The sequence below is a fragment of the Burkholderia crassaminum genome (genome assembly GCF_964265005.1).
Lineage (GTDB): Bacteria > Pseudomonadota > Gammaproteobacteria > Burkholderiales > Burkholderiaceae > Burkholderia.
Map to the genome: position 1 here is coordinate 1748207 of NZ_OZ183799.1, position 16296 is coordinate 1764502.

Consider the following 16296-nt stretch of genomic DNA (forward strand, 5'->3'; position numbering starts at 1 on the left):
CTGCGCGCGTCGCGCGGCCGCACGTTTGATCGAAGGTTGTTCCAGTCATGTCACGTCTGAAGGTTCTTTACGGTTTTCATGCGGTGACCGCACGTTTGCGGCACGATGCATCGACGGTTGCGGAGGTGCTGTACGACCAGACGCGCCGCGACCGCCGCATGCAGGACTTCCTGCACACCGCGAAGGAAGCGGGCGTGCGGCTGATCGCGGCCGACGAAACGCGCCTGTGGGGCCTCGCCCATACCGAGCGTCACCAAGGTGTCGTCGCGCGCGTCGAGGACGTCCCGCTCGCGCAAAACCTGTCCGAGCTGCTTGACGGCATCCAGGGCCCCGCGCTGCTGCTGGTGCTCGACGGCGTCACCGATCCGCACAACCTCGGCGCGTGCTTGCGCGTCGCCGATTCGGCGGGTGCGCACGCGGTCATCGCGCCGCGCGACCGTGCGGTCGGCCTGAACGCGACCGCTGCCAAGGTGGCGAGCGGCGCGGCCGATACGGTGCCGTACATCACGGTGACGAACCTCGCCCGCGCGCTGCGCGAGCTGAAGGAAGCCGGCGTGTGGATCATCGGTACGTCGGACGAGGCGTCGTCGACGCTCTACGAAACGAAGCTCGACGGCCCCGTCGCGCTCGTGATGGGTGCGGAAGGCGAAGGCATGCGCCGGCTCACGCGCGACACCTGCGACGAAGTGATGAGCATTCCGATGGCGGGCAGCGTCGAAAGCCTGAACGTGTCGGTCGCAAGTGGCGTGTGCCTGTACGAAGCCGTGCGCCAGCGGCGCGTGAAGGGCTGACGCAGCCCGTCCCGCACGACCTGCGCGGGCCTCGAATGACCCGAACGACGCGTGCCGCGATCCGATGCGGCACGCGGCCCCCCGGAGCACGACCGATGACCCTGTTCCGCGTCGGCACATCCTGCGCCGTGCTGTGCCTGCTGGCTGCCTGCACGTCGCCGGCGCTCGTCGAACGCGGCACGTACTATGCCGACACGAGCCTGCATGCGCGCGGTGCCGATTCGCGGATCCGCTTTCTCGTGATGCATTACACCGAAAGCGACGAGGCGAAATCGCTGCGTACGCTGACAGGCGATTCGGTCAGCGTGCACTACGTCGTCCCGCCGCAGCCGCGCGTCGAGCGCGGGATGCCCATCGTCTACCAGCTCGTTCCGGAATCGGAGCGTGCATGGCACGCGGGCGTCAGCGAGTGGCAGGGCACGACCGAGCTGAACGCGGTGTCGATCGGCATCGAGAACGTGAACCGTGGTCCGCTCGATCCGCAGAACCGCACCTGGCAGCCGTATCCGCCCGAACAGGTCGCCGCGCTGACCCGGCTGTCGAAGGACATCGTCGCGCGCTACGGGATCCCGCCGACGCGCGTGGTCGGGCACAGCGACATCGCGCCACAACGCAAGATCGATCCGGGGCCGCTGTTTCCGTGGCATGCGTTGGCCCAGGCCGGCGTCGGTGCGTGGCCGGACGATGCGACGGTGGCGGCGCGGCTCGGCGGTCGTGATCCGCATGCGCCGGTCGACGTGCGCGAACTGCAGCTCAAGCTCGTGCGCTACGGCTACGACGTGGCCACCGATGGCGTGCTCGACGCACGCACGCGGCGCGTGTTCGCGGCGTTCCAGATGCATTTCAGGCCGTCGGACTATGCGGGCAACCCGGACGCCGAAACCGACGCGATCGCGCAGGCGTTGCTCGACAAGTACTTCCCCGGCACGCAACCCGCGGACAATGCGCCCGCGGCGGGCGCGCCCTGAACCCGCGGCGCGGCGCACGCCGAAAAACGCGGGCCGTCATCCGAGTCCGGTAAACTGGCGGTTTTCCGCAATCCCGCAGCGTTACCACTCCATGACTCAAGACGAACTCAAACGCCTCGTCGGCCAGGCCGCCGCTGACTACGTGATCCAGAACGTGCCGGAAGGCGCCGTGATCGGCGTCGGCACCGGCTCGACCGCCAACTGCTTCATCGACGCGCTCGCCGTCGTCAAGGCGCGTTATCGCGGCGCCGTGTCGAGCTCCGTCGCCACGACCGAACGCCTGAAATCGCACGGCATCAAGGTGTTCGACCTGAACGAGGTCGACTCTCTGCAGGTGTACGTCGATGGCGCCGACGAGATCGACGCGAGCGGCGCGATGATCAAGGGCGGCGGCGGCGCGCTGACGCGCGAGAAGATCGTCGCGTCGGTGGCCGACACGTTCGTCTGCATCGCTGACGCCAGCAAACGCGTGCCGGTGCTCGGCGCGTTCCCGCTGCCGATCGAAGTCGTGCCGATGGCGCGCACGGCGATCGGCCGGCGCGTGACTGCGCTCGGCGGCGTGCCCGTGCTGCGCGTGACGAAGGACGGTGCGCCCTACATCACCGACAACGGTAACGAGATCATCGACGTGAAGGGCCTGCAGATCGCCGATCCGCGCGGCTTCGAAGCGCAGGTGAACGCATGGCCGGGCGTCGTGACGGTCGGCCTGTTCGCCGAGCGCGGCGCGAATCTGTGCTTGCTCGGCACGGAAAGCGGCGTTGAAACGATCGTTTATTCTGCTAATTGAAAGACATGACAAGCAGTCCGTAATGGTGTGTCACATACCGTAATGGACTGAATGTTTAAATCTTGTGGAAATCGGGGCCCGGTAGGCGCAATGCGCTTCCCGGGCCTTATTTTTAGCCGTATAAATCACCCCGTCAAAAAGAGGGATAACCCTGTCAGGTGTTTACCAGATAGCGAAATGTCCTCGAACTCATCAACTTATAGATCATAAGAACAGTCGTAACCAGGGCCGGCGGAACTGCGGAGCAGGTGTTCGCAAATCGACGCACGGGGAGGTGTCATGGAGCAGGGCAAAGACCGGTCACTGGTCGCTAAAGTGATGGATGGGCTTGTCTCGGGTATCGTCGAGGACAAGTACGGCGGCATCTTGCCGCCGCAGGACGTGTTGTCGAAAGAGTTCGATGTGAGTCGCACCGTGATGCGGGAAGCGTTGTCGATGTTGCTTGCGCGCGACATGCTCGACGTGCGTCCGAAAGTCGGCACGCGCGTGCGGCCGATGCGCGACTGGCGCATGATCGACGAAGACGTGGTGAGCTGGCGATTCCGGGCGAAACCCGATCCGCAGTTCATGCGCGACGTCATCGAATTCCGGATGTTGATCGAACCGCGCGCGACCGCGCAGGCGGCGGTGCGCGCAACGGCAGCCGACGTCGCGGGCATTCGCGAAGCGTTCGATGCGTTCAAGGTGCTGCAGCCGGGAGATCCCGGCTACGACACGGCGGACGAGTTGCTGCACACGCGGATCGTCCAGGCGAGCGGCAACCAGTTCTTTCAGCAGATGGCGGCGATCGTGCGCGGTGCGGTGCGTCTCGTGAATCCGCGTGTCGTGCAGAAGGAGGGGGCGCACGAGATCGTGGTGAAGGCGCACGCGCGTGTGGTCGATGCAATCGAGCGTCGCGATCCGCGCGAAGCCGAAGCCGCTTCGCTTGCGCTGATCGATTTCAGCGCCGACGAAATCTCGCGCGATTTCTCCGTCGACGTGCCCATGCGCGCCTGACGGTGCGCGTGTCGCTCATCCGTGTGCCGCCGGGCCGTTTATCATGACGGCCGGCCGGCTGCGTGCCGGCCACCGTCATATGACCGACACGGAAGATCAGGATGAACGACAACGACCATCGCCCGGTGCGCTTCGGCATCGTCGGCGCAGGCAGCATCGCGCGCCGCTTCGCGCAAAGCCTCGCACACGTGCCGGGTGCCGCGCTCGCCGGTGCCTGGGCCCGCCGCGCCGATGCCGCGGCAAGCTTTTGCGGAGCGTACGGCGGTACGCCTGCCGCAAGCCTCGAAGCACTCCTTGCGAGCGATATCGACGCGGTCTACATCGCGACGCTCCATGACAGTCACGCGCAGTACACGCTGGCCGCGCTTGCCGCCGGCAAGGCCGTGCTGTGCGAAAAGCCCGCCACGCTGAACGCGGCGCAGCTCGACACCGTGCTGCAGGCGGCACGCGGCGCCGGGCGGCTTTTCATGGAGGCGATGAAGCCGCCGTTCTTTCCGCTGTACCGTCAGTTGCGCGCGCACCTGCATGACGATCCAATCGGCGAGATCCGGCTCGTGCGGGCAGGGTGCGCGTCTTCGTCGGTGCCCGGCGATCATTCCGTCTATCGCCTCGATCGCGCGGGCGGTGCGTTGCTCGATATCGGGATCTACGAGGCGTTTCTCGCGGTCGACTGGCTCGGCGCGGCGCTCGACGTGCAGACGCTCGGCCGCGTCGGCGCGACGGGTGTCGACCTGTTCGCGAGCCTGAACAGCGTGCATGCGAACGGCGGGATCGCCCAGCTCTTTTGCGGGCTCGACGTGATGGGGCGCGGCGACGCACTGATCGCCGCGGCCGGCGGCCATGTGACGATTCACGAGAAGTGGTGGAACCCCGCGCGTGCGACGATCTGCTACGCGGACGGGCGTACCGTCGAACTCGACGCACCGGCCGACGGCGGCGGATTGAACTACGAGACCGCGCATTTCTGCGACCTGCTGCGCGCGGGCAAGACCGAAAGCCCGATCATGACGCACGAGCATTCGCGGCAGATGATCGCGATGACCGATGCCGCGCGAGCGGCGCTCGGCGTGCGCTATTCGGGCGAGTAAGCGGGAAGGAGGGCGCCGGGCACACGTGTGCGGCCCGGCGGATGGCACGTGCTCAGTGCCGTGACGGCAGCGACAGGCGTTTTTCGTACCAGCGCTGCACCCACTCGAGAATCTGGCACAGGATCCAGTACACGGCCGCGGCGGCGAGATAGAGCGGCAACGGCTGATAGGTTGCCGCGATCACTTCCTGCGCGCTGCGCAGCAGCTCGGTCACGGTGATCACGGACACGAGCGACGTGTCCTTGATCAGGCTGATCAGGCTGTTCGACAGGCTCGGCACCGCGATGCGCAGCGCCTGCGGACCGATCACGTAGCGCAGCGTTTGCCCCCACGACAGCCCGAGGCTGTACGCGGCGAGCCATTGGCCGCGCGCGATCCCGTTGATCGCGCCGCGCATGCTTTCCGACATGTAAGCGGCGACGTTCGCGGACAGCGCGATGACGCCGGCGGGCGTCGGGTCGAGCGAGATGCCGAGGCTCGGCAGCCCGTAATAGATGACGAAGATCTGCACGAGCAGCGGCGTGCCGCGCATCAGGCTCACGTACGCGCGTGCCAGCCACGCGAGCGCGTTGACCCAGATGCGTTCGAAGCCGTCGAGCGCTTCGCTTTGCCGGATGCCCATCATCGCGAGCACGACGGCGCCAAGCAGGCCGAATACCATCGACAGCACGGCGAACTTGACGGTCAGCACGGCGCCCTGGGCGAGCACCGGCAGCGATTGGACGAGCAGGGACGTTGTCGACATGGAATACGAATCGGATGCGTGCGCGAAAGCGCAATCATAAACCGGACGAATAAAACAAAGGGCGGCATCGTCACGGATGCCGCCCTTTCCGGCCCGCCGTCAGGCGGGAAATGCAGGCGTGCTTACTTGATCGGCTTCGTCACGTCGATGCCGAACCACTTGTCCGAGATCTTCGTGAAGGTGCCGTCGGCCTCGAGTTGCGCCATTGCGTCGTCGATTGCCTTCTGGAACTTCGGGTTGCCCTTCTTGAACGGGATGCCCGACGGGTTCGCCGAGCCGACGTTCGCACCCGGGCGCAGCGGCAACTGCGAATTCTTCGTCAGGTACGCGAGCATCAGGCGGTCGTTGAGCGCCGCGTCGAGGCGGCCGGCCGCGAGATCGCGCAGGTACTCGGGCGCGCCCGGGTAGGTCTTCACGTCGATACCCGGTACCGACTTCGCCATGTCCATGTAGTTCGTGCCGAGCGCGACGCCGAGCTTCTTGCCTTTCAGGTCTTCAAGCGACTTGAACTGGCGCGTGTCGTCGTTGCGCTGGATCAGTTGCGCGGACGAGTACGTGTACGCCGGCGAGAAGTCGAGCGTTTCCTTGCGCTTGTCGGTGATGCCGACCTGGTTGGCGATCACGTCGAATTTGCCGGCCTGCAGGCCCGCGATGATGCCGCTCCATTCGGTCGTCACGAATTCCGCCTTCACGCCGAGCTTCGCGGCGACGGCCTTCGCGATGTCGACGTCGAAGCCGACGAGTTCGCCCTGCGGGTTCTTCGAGTTGAACGGCGGGAACGTGCCTTCGAGGCCGACTCGCAGCGTGCCGCGTTGCTTCACCTGGTCGAGGAGGTCGGCCGCATGCGCGGTGGCGGCGGCGAACGACGTGCCGATCAGGCCGGCAACCAGCAGTTTCTTCAGCAGCGCAATCTTCATCGTGTGTTTCCTTGCCCTGTCCGGGTCATTGATTCTGATAACGGGGTCGATCATAGCAAAAACGCAATCGACCTCTAAATACCGTTTGTTTATGCCTATATTACGCGGCACGTTCGCCGGCGACGGCCTTCACGCATTCCGCGACGAGCGCAGGGCCGCGGTAGATGAAGCCCGTATAGAGCTGCACGAGTGCGGCACCGGCCGCGAGCTTCGCACGGGCGTCCTCGCCCGAGAAGATGCCGCCGACGCCGATGATCGGCACTTCGCTGCCGACTTCGGCGTGCAGCTTGCGGATCACTTCGTTCGACGCGTCGAACACGGGGCGGCCCGACAGGCCACCGGCTTCGTCCGCATGCGGCAGGCCCTGGACGGCCGCGCGCGACAGCGTCGTGTTGGTGGCGATCACCGCTTCGATCTTGTGGCGCAGCAGCGTGTCGCCGATTTCCTTGACCTGTTCGTCGTCGAGATCGGGGGCGATCTTCAGCGCGAGCGGCACGAGCTTGCCGTGCAGGTCGGCGAGGCGTTGCTGCTTGTCCTTCAGCGCCGCGAGCAGCGCGTCGAGCTCGCCCGCGCCCTGCAGCTGGCGCAGGTTCTTCGTGTTCGGCGACGAGATGTTGATCGTCACGTAGCTCGCGAACGGGTACACGCGCTCGAGGCAGTACAGGTAATCCTCAGCGGCGCGCTCGATCGGCGTATCGGCGTTCTTGCCGATGTTCAGGCCGAGGATGCCGCGATAGCGGGCGGCCTGGACGTTCTTCACGAACTGGTCGACGCCGTGGTTGTTGAAGCCCATCCGGTTGATCAGTGCTTCGGCCTGCGGCAGGCGGAACATCCGAGGGCGCGGGTTGCCGGGCTGCGGGCGCGGCGTGACCGTACCGACCTCGATGAAGCCGAAACCGAGTGCCGCAAGGCCGTCGATGGCCGCGCCGTCCTTGTCGAGGCCGGCCGCGAGGCCGACCGGGTTGCGGAACGTGAGCCCCATCACGGTGCGCGGTGCGTCGGGCACGCGGGCCGACAGCGCACAGGCAAGGCCCGTGCGGCCGGCCGCGCCGAGCGCGCGCAGCGTGAGGTGGTGAGCGTCTTCCGCATCCATCTTGAACAGGGATGCGCGGGCCAGCGGATAAAGGGAACTGAACACGGGAATAGGGCGGACAGCCGGAATGAATGACAACCCGCTATTTTACCGGGAGTTGAGCGGCAGGGGCGCGCTTCGCTTCGTCGCCCTCGCGGCGCGCGTCAGCCCGAGCCGGAATGTCCGCCCGGCAACGGCGCGCGGGCCAGCGCCGCGTCGACGGGAGGCAGGTCGATCCGTTCCGGATCCAGTGTCTTCCAGCGTCCGTCGAGCAACCCTTCGAGCGGGTGGAAGTTCGCCTTGTAGGCCATCTTCGGGCTCTCGCGGATCCAGTAGCCGAGGTACACGTAGGGCAGGCCGAGGCTCTTCGCCTGCTCGATCTGCCACAGGATGTTGTAGGTGCCGTAGCTCGTGTGCTGGTCGTCGGGCTCGAAGAACGTGTAAACGGACGACAGCCCGTCGCCGAGGATGTCGATCATGCTGACCATGCGCAGCTTGCCGGGCTCGCCGCCCGGTGCGTCGAGGTCGCGGAATTCGACGAGGCGCGAGTTGATCCGGCTCTGCAGCAGGAATTGCTCGTACTGGTCGCGGCTGTCGCGATCCATGCCGCCGCCCGCGTGGCGTGCGGACTGGTAGCGCATGTAGAGCGCGTAGTGCTCTTCGTCGTAGTGCAGCGGCGAAACCGTCGCGACGAGCGTGCGGTGCCGCTTCCACATCCGGCGCTGCGTGCGCGACGGCGCGAACGCTTCGACGGGGACGCGCACCGGCACGCAGGCGCGGCAGCCGTCGCAGTACGGGCGATACGTGAAGACGCCCGAGCGGCGGAAACCGGCCTTGACGAGCTCGGTGTAGATGTCGGAGTTGATCAGGTGGCTCGGCGTCGCGACTTGCGAGCGCGCGACGCGGCCGTCCAGATAGCTGCACGGATAGGGCGCCGTTGCATAGAATTGCAGCGCCGAAAGCGGTGAAAGCGGCAGCTCAGTCGGGTGAGTCATGGGCAGCTCTCGTTGCAGGGAGGGAGTGCCGCGCTAGCGCTCGATCCCGGAGGGGGGCGCCGTTTCGGCGCGGCCCGTCAGCGCGGCGAGCACGCGCTTGTCGAACTGCCACGGAATCGGCGGTTCGGCTACCGCGCTGCGCACGTGAGCGACAAAGGCCTTGCGTGCGATCTCGCGGCCGCCGAGCGACGCTAGATGCGACGTATTCTGCTGGCAGTCTATCATCTCCAGCCCCTGCTCGCGAAGGTGCGCGACGAGCGTAGCCAGCGCGATTTTCGATGCGTCGGTCGCGTCCGCATACATCGATTCGCCGAAAAACATTCGCCCGAACGACACGCCGTACAGGCCGCCGACGCGTCGCCCGTCGTGCCACGTCTCGATGCTGTGTGCATTGCCGGAGCGGTAGAGCGACGTGTACGCGTCGATGATCTCGGCCGTGATCCACGTGCCGCGCTGACCGCGGCGCGGCGCCTGCGCGCAGGCGCGCATCACGCCCGGAAAATCGTGGTCGACGCGCACTTCCCATTCGGGCTCGCGCAGCACGCGCTTCAGCGTCTTGCGCAGCGAGGGCGATACCTTGAACTCGGCCGGCACGAGGATCATGCGCGGGTCGGGGCTCCACCACAGCACGGGCTGGCCATCCGAATACCACGGGAAGATGCCGCGCAGGTACGCGTCGATGAGGCGCGACGGCAGCAGGTCGGCGCTTGCGGCGAGCAGCCCCGGCGCGCCGGTCGCGGGGCCGAGCGCGCGTTCGATGGGCGGAAACGGATCGTCCGGGCCGAGCCAGGGGACCATGGGGCGGGGGCTCAGCCGTTGCGCAGCGAGCGGAAGATATCGCCGGTGTGCACGCCGTAGTCGCCCGCGGCGCGATCGGCGAAGAAGAATCGGAGGGTCTGGCTGACGGTCGGGAACGCGATCTCGTCCCACGGGATGTCGGCTTCGTCGAACAGCTTCACTTCGAGGCTTTCCTCGCCGGCCTCGAAACCCGGATCGGTGAGCCGCGCGAGGTAGAACAGGTGAACCTGGTGCACGTGCGGCACGTTGAGGAGCGTGAACAGGTTCTGCACCTCGACGCGCGCACCGGCTTCCTCGAGCGTTTCGCGTGCGGCGGCCTCGGCCGTCGTCTCGCCCATTTCCATGAAACCTGCGGGCAGCGTCCAGAACCCGTAGCGCGGCTCGATCGCGCGGCGGCACAGCAGGATCTGATCGCCCCAGACCGGGACCGTGCCGACGACGTTGCGCGGATTCTGGTAGTGGATCGTGCCGCAGTGATCGCAGACGAAGCGCTCGCGGTTGTCGCCCGGAGGAATGCGTGCGATGACTTCGTGACCGCAGACGGAGCAGAATTTCATGTCGAGTGGGAGGGACGAGGTGAATGCGAGTGTATCACCGGGGCGCGGCATTCTTGAACGCCTGCGCGTGCAGGCCGCGTGTCGCGCGAAGAGGGGCGGGAAATGCGACGGAAAAACAAAAAGCCCGGCACTGGGCCGGGCTTTTGGCTTGAATCTGGACGTTGGTTGCGGGGGTAGGATTTGAACCTACGACCTTCGGGTTATGAGCCCGACGAGCTGCCAGACTGCTCCACCCCGCGTCCGTCGAAGAAATGAATTATAAGGAGTTACCCGAACGCGTGCAAGCACTTTCTGACAATCGCGTGTCGCGTCTTGTAGGGACGGTACGGTGGGCACGTGCGCTAGAATCGAACGGTTTGTTTCGTCTCTTCGGTAGCGGCACCGCGCGCGATCGCATCGGCGCCGTTGCGACTCACCTTATTGCATCGACGGATTCATGGACATCGCTCACGATCTGCAATCGATCGGCGCACAGGAACAGGCGCTCGTGTTTCCCCATTTCGACCCGGCTCGCGCGTGGGCGCTCGGCAACCGGATGCATGCCCTCGCGACATCGCGCGGCCATGCGATCGCGATCGACATCGTCACGTTCGGTCAGCCGCTGTTCTACGCGGCGCTCGCGGGCGCGACGCCCGACAACGCCGACTGGGTGCGCCGCAAGCGTAACGTCGTCGCGCATTTCCGCCGTAGCTCGTATGCAATCGGCCTGCGCATGCAGCAGGCCGGCGCGACGCTGGCGGACAAGCACGGGCTGCCGATCGGCGAGTATTCGCCGCACGGCGGCGCGTTTCCGCTGACCGTCGCCGGCGCTGGCGTGATCGGCTCGATCACCGCGTCCGGGCTGCCGCAGCGCGCGGACCACGAATTCGTCGTCGAGGCGCTGTGTGCCGAACTCGGCCAGGACTACGCCGTGCTGGCCCTCGCAAGGAGCTGAGCGATGCAGCTTCCCGGGTACGCATGGCTCGCGATCGCGATCGTCGCGGAAGTGGTCGGCACGTCCGCGTTGCGCGCGGCGGATGGCTTCACGCGTTTCTGGCCGTCGGCGCTCGTCGTCGCCGGTTACGGCATCGCGTTCTACTGCCTGTCGCTCACGTTGCGCACGATGCCCGTCGGCATCATCTATGCAGTCTGGTCGGGCGCCGGCATCGTGCTGATCACGCTCGTCGCGATGCTGCTCTATCGCCAGGTGCCGGACCTGCCGGCCGTGATCGGCCTCGGCCTGATCATCGCCGGCGTCGTGGTACTGAACCTGTTTTCGAAGATGCAGGCGCACTGAGCGTGCGACTGCCGTTTGCCGGATGACCCTCATGACCGATTCCCCTTCCGCAGCCGTTTCCGCCGAATCCACCCAGCCTGACGTACGCGCGTATGTCGCGAACCGCATCGGCTTTCTCGAACTGAACCGGCCGAAGGCGCTGAACGCACTGTCGGTCGGCATGATCCGGCTGATGCAGCAGGCGCTCGACGCGTGGCGCGACGATCCCGAGGTCGTCGCGGTCGTCGTGCACAGCCCGCATCCGCGCGCGTTCTGCGCGGGCGGCGACGTGCGCTTTTTCCACGATGCGTGGCAGCGCGGCGACCGCGATGCGGTCGACACGTTCTTCATCGACGAATACACGCTGAACCACACGATCTTCACGTATCCGAAGCCTTACATCGCGCTGATGCACGGCGTCGTGATGGGCGGCGGCATGGGTATTTCGCAGGCGGCGCGACATACGGGCGGCCTGCGTGTCGTGACCGACTCGACGAAGATGGCGATGCCGGAAACGCGTATCGGCCTGTTCCCGGACGTCGGGATGAGCTGGTTTCTCGCGCGCACGCCCGGCGCGCTCGGCCGCTATCTCGCCGTGACCGGCGCGACGCTCGACGCGGCCGGCGCACTGTACGCGCAGCTCGCCGACGTCTATCTGCCCGATGCCGCGCTGCCGGTGCTGCTCGACACGCTGCGCCATGCGCGCATCGACAGCGGTGCGCAGGCCGTCGCGTGCGTGGCCGAGGCGGCCGCCGCACACAAGGTCGTGCCGACACCCGACACGTCGGCGCTGGCCGACGCGCGCGCGGGGATCGACCGGCATTTCGCGCAACCGGACATCGGCGTGATCCTCGCGTCGCTCGACGCCGAGCAGGATTGCGCGGCCGTCGACGGATGGGTCGAGAAGGCGGCCCATGCGATGCGCGAACAGTTGTCGCCGCTGTCGATGGCCGTGTCGCTGGAAGTCGTCGAACGTGCACGCGGCGCAACGATGGCCGATTGCCTGCGGCGCGATCTCGATCTCACACGTTCGACGTTCGCGCGCGGCGACGTGATCGAAGGCGTGCGCGCGCTGATCGTCGACAAGGACCACCAGCCGGCCTGGCGCTTCAAGTCGTCCGCCGATATCGATCGCGCGGACGTGCTCGCGATGTTCGACAGCCCGTGGACGCCTGACACGCATCCGCTGCGGAATCTGCAGGACTGATGTCAGTCTGACCGACGCGCGAGCTGGAAACGAAAAGGCCGCCTGCACATGCAGGCGGCCTTTTTATCATGGATGACCCGGCCCGCGGTCGAAGTGCGTAGCGCTTGCGCCCGCGTTACTCGTCGCCTGCGTCGTCCGACATGAACGCGCGCATGAACACGAGCGCGCCAAAGCCCCATACCGCGTTCGCCGCGAAACCGGCCGCGAGCACCGGCATCATGTTGCCCGATGGCCAGATGCCGCGCAGCGGATCGATCGCGAACACGCGGGCGGCCGTCAGCACGATGCCGCCGAACACCAGCGCGCCGATCCACGATGCCTCGCGTTCCGGCGAGACGCGCAGCAGCCACGCCATCGGGATCGCGCAGCACGCGCTGATCAGCGCATTCGCGACAAATTCAGGAATGCCGAGCGGCGCGAACGGCTGCGTGGAGAAGCCGGTAGCGGCGATCAGGTCGGCCGTATGTAGGAGTGCGAGCGTGGCTTCGCGGAAGAACAGGGCGGCCAGGAAGCCGGACAGGAATGGCAGGATGACTTTCTGCATCGATGAGTGCACCGCAGGCGCGCACGGCCGGGGCCGTCCGCGCGGAGTTATTCGGATAAGTGCGTCATTATAGGGCCCGCTCGCTGCGATATTCGCTCCAGCGTCGTGCTAATCACGAAAGCGGAAAACCTAAGCTCAAAAAAATCGTTCCAAAGCCCTGCACCGATCCCTAGACTGATTTCCCAGAAACAGCCGTGCAATCGCGTCCTCGCCCGCTGCACGGCCTGACCGGCGAACCATCCCGATTCGAACGCACACCATGCATGCGCCGCTGATCCGCGACGCGAGCAGGGCGGTGTTTTTTCAAATTCCGGCAAGGACAGTCAAGCAGGAGCAGCAGATGAATGTGTTCTGGTTTATCCCCACGCATGGCGACAGCCGCTATCTCGGCACGGCCGAAGGTGCGCGCGCCGCGGATTACGATTACTTCAAGCAGATCGCGGTGGCGGCCGACACGCTCGGCTACGAGGGCGTGCTGCTGCCGACCGGCCGTTCCTGCGAGGATGCGTGGGTCGTTGCGTCGAGCCTGATCCCGGCGACGCAGCGCCTGAAGTTCCTGGTCGCGATCCGTCCCGGCATCGCGTCGCCGGGCCTGTCGGCGCGGATGGCCGCGACGTTCGACCGCCTGTCGGGCGGCCGCCTGCTGATCAACGTCGTGACGGGCGGCGATGCCGCCGAACTCGAAGGTGACGGCCTGTTCGCGGATCACGACACGCGCTACGAAATCACCGACGACTTCCTGAACATCTGGCGCGGGCTGCTATCCGCGTCGCACGACAACGGCGGGTTCGACTACATCGGCAAGCACCTGCAGTCGAAGGGCGGCAAGGCGCTGTATCCGCCCGTGCAGCGTCCGCATCCGCCGCTGTGGTTCGGCGGTTCGTCGCCGGCTGCGCATACGATCGCGGCCGATCACATCGACACCTACCTGACCTGGGGCGAGCCGCCCGAGGCTGTCGCGAAGAAGATCGCCGATATTCGTGCCCGCGCGGAAGCCCGCGGCCGCAAGATCAAGTTCGGTATTCGTCTGCACGTGATCGTGCGCGAGACCGAGGACGAAGCATGGCGCGACGCAGAGCGCCTGATCAGCCGCCTCGACGACGAAACCATCGCACGCGCGCAGAAGGCGTTCGCGAACATGGATTCGGAAGGCCAGCGCCGGATGGCGGCGCTGCACGGCGGCAAGCGCGGCGGCCGCGAGGCGCTCGAGGTGTATCCGAACCTGTGGGCCGGCGTCGGCCTCGTGCGCGGCGGCGCAGGTACCGCGCTCGTCGGCAATCCGGAGCAGGTCGCGGAGCGCATGCGCGAATACGCGGATCTCGGCATCGAAACCTTCATCCTGTCCGGCTATCCGCACCTGGAGGAGTCGTACCGTTTCGCGGAACTCGTGTTCCCGCTGATCAAGGGCGACGGCGCGGCGAAGGCGACCGGCCCGCTGTCCGGCCCGTTCGGCGAGATCGTCGGCAACAGCTATCTGCCGAAAGCAGCGCAGAGCTGAGTGACAGGAGGTCTGCGATGACAACGAAAACGTCGACGATGGGCGCGGCCGTGGCCGCCCGCGCATGGCGCGGCGTCGCGCCGTGGCTCGTGCCGCTCGCGCTGCTGGCGGCATGGGAAATCGGCGCGCGCATCGGCTGGCTGTCGACCCGCGTGCTGCCCGAGCCCGTCGCGGTCGTGCGAGCGGCCTGGTCGCTCGTGACCTCGGGTGAAATGTGGGCGAACGTGAAAGTCAGCACATGGCGCGCGCTGTTCGGTTTCGCGATCGGCGGCGGTGTCGGCCTGGCGTTGGGGCTCGCGACCGGCTTGTCGAAGGCGGCCGAGATCGCGCTCGATTCGACGATCCAGATGATCCGCAACATCCCGGCGCTCGCGATGATTCCGCTCGTGATCCTGTGGTTCGGCATCGACGAGAAGGCGAAGCTGTTCCTCGTTGCGCTCGGGGTGTTCTTTCCGGTCTACATCAACACGTATCACGGGATCCGCTCGGTCGATGCCAACCTCATCGAGATGGCGAAGAGCTACGGCGTGCGCGGCTTTGCGCTGTATCGCGACGTGATCCTGCCCGGAGCGTTGCCATCGATTCTCGTCGGCGTGCGCTTTGCGCTCGGGCTGATGTGGGTGATGCTGATCGTCGCGGAAACGATCTCCGCGCAGTCGGGTATCGGCTACATGACGATGAACGCACGTGAATTCCTGCAGACCGACGTGGTGGTGGTCGGCATCCTGCTGTACGCGGTGCTCGGCAAACTGGCCGACGTGCTGGCGAAATGGCTCGAGCGCGTGACGCTGCGCTGGCACCCCGCTTATCAATCAGGAGCAAAGGCATGAATGCGACGACTTCGGCGGCCGCCTACGGCCTGCTCGCCGGCGCAGACCTCGAGGCCGAACTTGCACAGGCGCGCATCGCTGACGGCGACGCGCGGGATGCGGCGATCCTCGAACGTGACGGCAGTGCATCCGTCGTTCCGCTCGCGCGGCGGCGGGCAGGGGGCCCGGCACCCGACGATGCGGTGACGCTGTCGGGCGTCAGCAAGCGCTTCGGCGCACGTACGGTGCTCGACAACGTCGAGCTCGGCATCGCACGCGGCAGCTTCGTCGCGATTGTCGGCCGCAGCGGCTGCGGCAAGTCGACCCTGTTGCGCCTCGTCGCCGGGCTCGAGCAGCCGAGCAGCGGCGCGCTCGTGACGCGCGGCGATGGCGGCGGCGTGCTCGACACGCGGATCATGTACCAGGATGCGCGCCTGCTGCCATGGAAGACCGTGCTGCAGAACGTGATGCTGGGCCTCGGACGCGGCGCGCGCGACGATGCGCGCGCGGTGCTCGATGAAGTCGGCCTGCTGGAGCGTGCGAACGACTGGCCGGCGCAACTGTCGGGCGGCCAGCGGCAGCGTGTGGCACTGGCGCGCGCGCTCGTTCACCGGCCGCAACTGCTGTTGCTCGACGAGCCGCTCGGCGCGCTCGACGCGCTGACCCGCATCGAGATGCATGCGCTGATCGAGCGGTTGTGGCGCGAACACCAGTTCACCGCGCTCCTCGTCACACACGACGTGCAGGAGGCCGTTGCGCTCGGCGACCGCATCCTGCTCATCGAGCAGGGGCGTGTGGCGCTGGATCAGCCGGTGCCGCTCGACCGGCCGCGCGCCCGCGCATCGGCTGCGTTTGCGGCGCTGGAGGATCGTGTGCTGAAACGCGTGCTCGCCGGCGGCCCAGGGGCAGCCGACCAGGGCGCGGTGCATGAGGCAGACAACGTTCGACCGGTCGGGCAGATCCGCTGGGCCGTTTAAATCCGGGCGGCAGCGGCCGCCCGTTCTGAGATCTTTTTCTTCGGAGCGATCAACCTGATGAGCATCACTGCAATCAACGTACGTAACCAGTTCAAGGGCAAGGTGAAGGAGATCATTCGCGGATCCGTGGTCTCCGAGGTCGACGTCGAGACGCCGTTCGGCATCGTCACGTCGGTGATCACGACCCGTTCGGTCGACGAACTCGAACTGAAGGTCGGCGCGGAAGTCGTCGCGCTCGTGAAATCGACCGAAGTATCGATCGCACGCCTCTGAGCGCGCGTGTCCCGCGCCG

Annotated in this window: 19 protein-coding genes and 1 tRNA gene; 12 read left to right on the plus strand and 8 right to left on the minus strand. The window is 66.5% G+C overall.

Annotation, left to right across the window (positions count from 1 at the left end; translation table 11 throughout):
• The first annotated feature begins 47 nt into the window (after window positions 1-47).
• The 5 genes from rlmB (at window position 48) to ACPTTF_RS08040 (ending at window position 4630) form a co-directional block, all read left to right on the plus strand.
• Window positions 48-791 (plus strand): 23S rRNA (guanosine(2251)-2'-O)-methyltransferase RlmB, encoded by a 744-nt coding sequence (gene rlmB, locus ACPTTF_RS08020; protein WP_166964154.1) that lies wholly within the window; start codon window positions 48-50, stop codon window positions 789-791.
• Window positions 792-886: 95 nt separating this feature from the next.
• Window positions 887-1759, plus strand: coding sequence for an N-acetylmuramoyl-L-alanine amidase (locus ACPTTF_RS08025; protein ID WP_423370830.1), 873 nt, complete (start codon window positions 887-889; stop codon window positions 1757-1759).
• 91 nt (window positions 1760-1850) lie between these two features.
• Window positions 1851-2546 (plus strand): ribose-5-phosphate isomerase RpiA, encoded by a 696-nt coding sequence (gene rpiA / locus ACPTTF_RS08030; RefSeq protein WP_226121741.1) that lies wholly within the window; start codon window positions 1851-1853, stop codon window positions 2544-2546.
• Window positions 2547-2825: 279 nt separating this feature from the next.
• Complete coding sequence (locus ACPTTF_RS08035; protein WP_166964158.1) at window positions 2826-3542, plus strand: FadR/GntR family transcriptional regulator; 717 nt, start codon at window positions 2826-2828, stop codon at window positions 3540-3542.
• 101 nt (window positions 3543-3643) lie between these two features.
• Complete coding sequence (locus ACPTTF_RS08040; protein ID WP_423370831.1) at window positions 3644-4630, plus strand: Gfo/Idh/MocA family protein; 987 nt, start codon at window positions 3644-3646, stop codon at window positions 4628-4630.
• Between the two features lie 52 nt (window positions 4631-4682).
• Here the strand turns inward: ACPTTF_RS08040 and ACPTTF_RS08045 are convergent, their stop codons facing one another.
• The 7 genes from ACPTTF_RS08045 to ACPTTF_RS08075 form a co-directional block, all read right to left on the minus strand.
• The gene (locus tag ACPTTF_RS08045) at window positions 4683-5375 is read right to left on the minus strand and encodes an amino acid ABC transporter permease (RefSeq protein ID WP_006484207.1); all 693 of its coding nucleotides are present in this window, start codon (window positions 5373-5375) and stop codon (window positions 4683-4685) included.
• 122 nt (window positions 5376-5497) lie between these two features.
• The gene (locus tag ACPTTF_RS08050; protein ID WP_011351851.1) at window positions 5498-6292 is read right to left on the minus strand and encodes a cystine ABC transporter substrate-binding protein; all 795 of its coding nucleotides are present in this window, start codon (window positions 6290-6292) and stop codon (window positions 5498-5500) included.
• Between the two features lie 100 nt (window positions 6293-6392).
• Window positions 6393-7430, minus strand: a complete 1038-nt coding sequence (locus tag ACPTTF_RS08055) for a quinone-dependent dihydroorotate dehydrogenase (protein ID WP_166964160.1) — start codon at window positions 7428-7430, stop codon at window positions 6393-6395.
• Between the two features lie 98 nt (window positions 7431-7528).
• On the minus strand, window positions 7529-8359 hold the full coding sequence (locus tag ACPTTF_RS08060; RefSeq protein ID WP_166964162.1) for an arginyltransferase: 831 nt from the start codon (window positions 8357-8359) through the stop codon (window positions 7529-7531).
• Window positions 8360-8392: 33 nt separating this feature from the next.
• A complete protein-coding gene (gene aat / locus ACPTTF_RS08065; RefSeq protein WP_021161561.1) occupies window positions 8393-9157 on the minus strand; it encodes a leucyl/phenylalanyl-tRNA--protein transferase in 765 nt (254 codons plus the stop codon).
• Window positions 9158-9168: 11 nt separating this feature from the next.
• Window positions 9169-9714: an NUDIX hydrolase gene (locus ACPTTF_RS08070; RefSeq protein WP_021161562.1), complete on the minus strand. Its 546-nt coding sequence runs from the start codon at window positions 9712-9714 to the stop codon at window positions 9169-9171.
• A 162-nt stretch (window positions 9715-9876) separates the two neighbouring features.
• Window positions 9877-9953 (minus strand) — tRNA-Met (locus ACPTTF_RS08075).
• 197 nt (window positions 9954-10150) lie between these two features.
• Between ACPTTF_RS08075 and ACPTTF_RS08080 the strand changes: the two genes are divergently transcribed.
• Genes ACPTTF_RS08080 through ACPTTF_RS08090 form a run of 3 tightly spaced genes read left to right on the plus strand, consistent with a single transcriptional unit; the run spans window position 10151 to window position 12176 of the window.
• Window positions 10151-10648, plus strand: a complete 498-nt coding sequence (locus ACPTTF_RS08080; RefSeq protein WP_129514465.1) for a heme-degrading domain-containing protein — start codon at window positions 10151-10153, stop codon at window positions 10646-10648.
• 3 nt (window positions 10649-10651) lie between these two features.
• Window positions 10652-10990: a DMT family transporter gene (locus ACPTTF_RS08085; RefSeq protein WP_021161565.1), complete on the plus strand. Its 339-nt coding sequence runs from the start codon at window positions 10652-10654 to the stop codon at window positions 10988-10990.
• Between the two features lie 31 nt (window positions 10991-11021).
• Window positions 11022-12176 carry an enoyl-CoA hydratase/isomerase family protein gene (locus ACPTTF_RS08090; protein WP_423370832.1) on the plus strand — a complete coding sequence of 385 codons (1155 nt, stop codon included), beginning with the start codon at window positions 11022-11024 and terminating at the stop codon, window positions 12174-12176.
• Between the two features lie 115 nt (window positions 12177-12291).
• Here ACPTTF_RS08090 and ACPTTF_RS08095 read toward each other — a convergent pair whose 3' ends face one another.
• A complete protein-coding gene (locus tag ACPTTF_RS08095) occupies window positions 12292-12720 on the minus strand; it encodes a hypothetical protein (protein WP_006484223.1) in 429 nt (142 codons plus the stop codon).
• 340 nt (window positions 12721-13060) lie between these two features.
• On the opposite strand from ACPTTF_RS08095, the gene ssuD reads away from it, so the two are divergent.
• The 4 genes from ssuD to ACPTTF_RS08115 are packed head-to-tail and all read left to right on the plus strand — an operon-like array spanning window position 13061 to window position 16277.
• On the plus strand, window positions 13061-14218 hold the full coding sequence (gene ssuD, locus ACPTTF_RS08100) for an FMNH2-dependent alkanesulfonate monooxygenase (RefSeq protein ID WP_166964168.1): 1158 nt from the start codon (window positions 13061-13063) through the stop codon (window positions 14216-14218).
• Between the two features lie 17 nt (window positions 14219-14235).
• On the plus strand, window positions 14236-15048 hold the full coding sequence (ssuC, locus tag ACPTTF_RS08105) for an aliphatic sulfonate ABC transporter permease SsuC (RefSeq protein ID WP_423370833.1): 813 nt from the start codon (window positions 14236-14238) through the stop codon (window positions 15046-15048).
• Entirely contained in the window at window positions 15045-16004 is a 960-nt protein-coding gene (locus tag ACPTTF_RS08110) for an ATP-binding cassette domain-containing protein (RefSeq protein ID WP_423370834.1), read from the plus strand. The genes ssuC and ACPTTF_RS08110 overlap by 4 nt, the downstream gene beginning before the upstream one ends.
• A 57-nt stretch (window positions 16005-16061) precedes the next feature.
• Window positions 16062-16277: a TOBE domain-containing protein gene (locus ACPTTF_RS08115; protein ID WP_006476104.1), complete on the plus strand. Its 216-nt coding sequence runs from the start codon at window positions 16062-16064 to the stop codon at window positions 16275-16277.
• The last annotated feature ends 19 nt before the right edge of the window (window positions 16278-16296 follow it).

Bases quoted from the DNA above. Each gene is read 5' to 3' on its own strand.
- rlmB (WP_166964154.1), top strand. From the start codon at position 48: ATGTCACGTCTGAAGGTTCTTTACGGTTTTCATGCGGTGACCGCACGT.
- ACPTTF_RS08025 (WP_423370830.1), top strand. From the start codon at position 887: ATGACCCTGTTCCGCGTCGGCACATCCTGCGCCGTGCTGTGCCTGCTG.
- rpiA (WP_226121741.1), top strand. From the start codon at position 1,851: ATGACTCAAGACGAACTCAAACGCCTCGTCGGCCAGGCCGCCGCTGAC.
- ACPTTF_RS08035 (WP_166964158.1), top strand. From the start codon at position 2,826: ATGGAGCAGGGCAAAGACCGGTCACTGGTCGCTAAAGTGATGGATGGG.
- ACPTTF_RS08040 (WP_423370831.1), top strand. From the start codon at position 3,644: ATGAACGACAACGACCATCGCCCGGTGCGCTTCGGCATCGTCGGCGCA.
- ACPTTF_RS08045 (WP_006484207.1), bottom strand. From the start codon at position 5,375: ATGTCGACAACGTCCCTGCTCGTCCAATCGCTGCCGGTGCTCGCCCAG.
- ACPTTF_RS08050 (WP_011351851.1), bottom strand. From the start codon at position 6,292: ATGAAGATTGCGCTGCTGAAGAAACTGCTGGTTGCCGGCCTGATCGGC.
- ACPTTF_RS08060 (WP_166964162.1), bottom strand. From the start codon at position 8,359: ATGACTCACCCGACTGAGCTGCCGCTTTCACCGCTTTCGGCGCTGCAA.
- aat (WP_021161561.1), bottom strand. From the start codon at position 9,157: ATGGTCCCCTGGCTCGGCCCGGACGATCCGTTTCCGCCCATCGAACGC.
- ACPTTF_RS08070 (WP_021161562.1), bottom strand. From the start codon at position 9,714: ATGAAATTCTGCTCCGTCTGCGGTCACGAAGTCATCGCACGCATTCCT.
- ACPTTF_RS08080 (WP_129514465.1), top strand. From the start codon at position 10,151: ATGGACATCGCTCACGATCTGCAATCGATCGGCGCACAGGAACAGGCG.
- ACPTTF_RS08085 (WP_021161565.1), top strand. From the start codon at position 10,652: ATGCAGCTTCCCGGGTACGCATGGCTCGCGATCGCGATCGTCGCGGAA.
- ACPTTF_RS08090 (WP_423370832.1), top strand. From the start codon at position 11,022: ATGACCGATTCCCCTTCCGCAGCCGTTTCCGCCGAATCCACCCAGCCT.
- ACPTTF_RS08095 (WP_006484223.1), bottom strand. From the start codon at position 12,720: ATGCAGAAAGTCATCCTGCCATTCCTGTCCGGCTTCCTGGCCGCCCTG.
- ssuD (WP_166964168.1), top strand. From the start codon at position 13,061: ATGAATGTGTTCTGGTTTATCCCCACGCATGGCGACAGCCGCTATCTC.
- ssuC (WP_423370833.1), top strand. From the start codon at position 14,236: ATGACAACGAAAACGTCGACGATGGGCGCGGCCGTGGCCGCCCGCGCA.
- ACPTTF_RS08110 (WP_423370834.1), top strand. From the start codon at position 15,045: ATGAATGCGACGACTTCGGCGGCCGCCTACGGCCTGCTCGCCGGCGCA.
- ACPTTF_RS08115 (WP_006476104.1), top strand. From the start codon at position 16,062: ATGAGCATCACTGCAATCAACGTACGTAACCAGTTCAAGGGCAAGGTG.